Here is a 3,025-nt window from a genome sequence, read left to right as displayed (position 1 = left end):
CACGCCAAGCCCCGGCCGCAGCGTGCCGTCGCGGTCGGTGTACGGCCGGGCCTGCAGCCTGCCCGAGCACGCCAGCGCAGCGCCCTTCTTCAGGCCGGCCAGCCGCTCGGCGAGCGCGGAATCGAACGCAGTCAGCGACACGATGGTGTCGGCATCGACGCGCAGCAACGCGGACACGAACGGGTTGCCGTTGCCGGCGGTGCGCCGCTCGGGATCGCGGATCAGCTCGCCAGCGGTGAAGGTGTGCATCGTCATGGCTTGGTCCTCTTGGTCACGGTGGCGCGGCCCTTCAGCGTCAGCACCGGCCGGCCAGTCGGCGCCACGGATGCAGGCTCAGGGGCGGGTTCAGGCACCGGTGCAGCAGGGACGACGGGTGCCGCCGCAGCCGCAGCGGCTTTCCGCTCGCCCTTGGCGCGCAGGCTGGCCAGCCGCTCGGCGGCCTGCGCTTGATGCTCCGCTGCGACCGTTCCGGCGTCGGTGCCGTCGAGGTTCACGCGCGGTCGGCCTTCGGCGATTGCAGCCAGGTAGGCCGGTGTCCGGGTCCAGAGCCAGAGCACGCGATGCACCGGCGTGCGGCCGGCGATCTTCAGTGCCTCGATGGCCTCGCGGATGCCCAGCGCCAGCGGCCGGACGGTCGACAGGTCGGTCGGGAACGCAGCCGGAAACCGCTCGCGCAGTTCGGCGAGCACGGCATCGACGCGAGCGCGGCGGGTTGTTGCTGAAGTCATCGGTCGGTCCTCGATGGCAGGGTCAGCGGTAGCTGCGACGGCACGCCAGCCCGCGGCCGGGGCCGGCTCGGGCGGGCGAGCAGCGCGCGGGCGCGTTCCAGGTGATGAAGCAGCGCGGTGGCGCGCAGGCGCTGTTGCTCGGCCTCACGGCGCGCGGCATCGCGTTCGCGCCGGGTTTCGCTCAGGGCCTCGATCAAGCGGCCGGTGCTGGCAGTCAGGGATTCGGGATCGTGTGCGCGCTCGGTGGCGCGATCAGGCGGGGCGGGCCTCCACGGCTTCACGGCGCCCCCTCCAGCGTCTTGCCGGAACCAAGGCCAGCGGCGCGGGCGGCGATGTCGCGGGAGTCGCCCCGCTCAATTCCGGAAATATTTCCGGAATTGGCCTTCAGGCTCGGGTTGCCGACCCGCCCGACCATCCGCCCCTGAATCGCCTCGGACAGCGCGATCCTCGTAGCAGCGTGCAGCCGCTCGCCCTCGGCGCAGCGGTCGCCGTAGCCGCTACCAGCGCGGCGGCAGACGGTGCACTGCCAGTGGTGGCGGTCGTAGTCCTCAACGGCTGCGTGCTCGGCTGGCAGGCGCCATGCCCCGTAGGCGTTCTGAACGCGCCCGTCTGCAGGCCGGACGGCCGGCGCCGGTTCGTCGTCCGGATCGGCCGGCGGCGCGGTGCCGGCTCGCCAGCCGCAGGCCAGCGTCAACGACGTGCCGGTGAACGGCTGCGGTCGCGGCGAGCAGTACGAACAGCACCAGTCGGCGCCGTCTGCAGCTCGCCACCACGACGGACTGCCGCAGGCCGCGCAGTGCCCGACCGGCTCCTGATCGGCACCGGCGAGCAGCACAGCGGCCGGGGCGGTCGGCTGGCTGCGCTCGGGAAAACAAAATCCGCCAGCATCGCTAATCCCGCTAATCCCGCTAATCGGCAGCGGATCGGGCGCGGCTGCGAGCGGCCGATTAGCCGGTTTAGCGGGATTAGCGGCCGTGGCAGATTTCTGCGCGGCAGCGCATTCGAGCGCGTCGAGGTCGAACAGGATCATGTGTCGGCCCTCGTGAGCAGACGCCACACCTCGCGCCGGTGCGCTTCGCGGCCCTTCAGGTCCGGCAGGCGGGCGCCGTCCGGCTCGGCCACGGCGTAGCCGTGCGTGACCAGCACTCCGACGATGCGCCGCGCCGTCTTGGCGTCGCGCATGGCGTTCGGCCCCCCTTGATACAGCTCGGCCAGGTGGAACAGGCCGCAGTCGCTGCGGTCCCTGCGCCGATCCCGTGTCGCCTCCATCCACGCGAGCAGCCGCTCGGCGAGGTCGATCTCGGGATCGGTGCGGCCCGCCGAAGCGATGCGCAGTCGCTCGCCGGCGTAGAAGTCGGCAACGCGGATGCCGTTGCGCATGGCGTCGAGGTCGATCTCGGTGGCGTGCCCGGCTTCGAACAGCGTCAGCACGCCAGCGATGCGGGCGGCGTGCTCGGCGAGCTTCGAGGCGAAGGCGCGGATCGGTGCCAGGTCGCCATCCGTGGCGAGCCGGGCCTCGATGGCGTCGTGGAAGGCGGTCCACAGCCGCTTGGCGCCATCAGCGAGCGGCAGCGCGCGCGGCTCCAGCTCGTTGCGCCGGCCCTCGGCGAGCGGCAGCGCGGCCCGCAGGCGGTCGGTGATCCGGGCGCCGTAGGCGGCGACGGTCGAGTCTGCCGACAGGTCCGTGGCCTGATACAGCCGGGTGCCGGCCGTCGAGTCCGGCCAGCAGATCAGGCAGCGCGCGAGGAAGCCTTGCCCCTCGATCAGCCCATTGCCGAGCAGCAGATCGGCGACGGCCGGCTGCATCATCAGGTGCAGCGCCACGCGCCGGCCGTACAGCAGCGATGCACCGTCGCCCCCGCGCACGCGGTCCAGCGGCCGGCCGTCCCAGAGCTTCGACAGGCCGGCAGCGGTTTTCAGCGCGTTGTCGGCGTTCATGGCGTGCCCGCCGACAAACTGCCCGCCTTCATCACTGAACAGGCCGATGCTCGGTCGCCCGGCGGCCAAGAGCTTGTAAAGCCCCTCGTGCGTTGGATCGCCCGCCCGGATCAGCGGCAGCAGCGGCGGCAGCGGTTCCGGACCCAGATCGTCCAGTGCCGCCCGCACGGCCTCGCGGTCCACGCTGCGCGGCTCGCCCTTGCGGCTCGATGGCGGGCGCAGTGCGGCATCGCGCGCCAGTCGCCAGACGGCGAGGTCGTTCTCGTGGATGGCGCACGCGCCGGCCTGCGCCTCGGCCAGCTCGCGCTGGAACGCATCGACGGCGCGCAGCGCGACGGCATCGACGGCCGATTTCCGTT

At 72.4% G+C, this 3,025-nt stretch carries 5 protein-coding genes; all 5 read right to left on the bottom strand.

Annotation, left to right across the window (positions count from 1 at the left end; translation table 11 throughout):
• On the bottom strand, positions 1–255 hold a 255-nt coding region (locus PKE44_RS17415), incomplete at its 3' end, for a single-stranded DNA-binding protein (RefSeq protein WP_324553795.1).
• Positions 252–689, bottom strand: a complete 438-nt coding sequence (locus PKE44_RS17410) for a ProQ/FINO family protein (protein ID WP_324553793.1) — start codon at positions 687–689, stop codon at positions 252–254. The genes PKE44_RS17410 and PKE44_RS17415, both read right to left, overlap by 4 nt.
• A 35-nt stretch (positions 690–724) precedes the next feature.
• The gene (locus PKE44_RS17405; RefSeq protein WP_324553791.1) at positions 725–925 is read right to left on the bottom strand and encodes a hypothetical protein; all 201 of its coding nucleotides are present in this window, start codon (positions 923–925) and stop codon (positions 725–727) included.
• Between the two features lie 80 nt (positions 926–1,005).
• Positions 1,006–1,758 (bottom strand): hypothetical protein, encoded by a 753-nt coding sequence (locus PKE44_RS17400; protein ID WP_324553789.1) that lies wholly within the window; start codon positions 1,756–1,758, stop codon positions 1,006–1,008.
• A partial coding sequence (locus PKE44_RS17395; RefSeq protein WP_324553786.1) for a YfjI family protein occupies positions 1,755–3,025 on the bottom strand: 1,271 nt, incomplete at its 5' end. The genes PKE44_RS17395 and PKE44_RS17400, both read right to left, overlap by 4 nt.

It is taken from the genome of Plasticicumulans sp. (assembly GCF_035331805.1).
Classification (GTDB): domain Bacteria; phylum Pseudomonadota; class Gammaproteobacteria; order Competibacterales; family Competibacteraceae; genus Plasticicumulans.
This window is presented reverse-complemented; position numbering and strand designations above follow the sequence as displayed.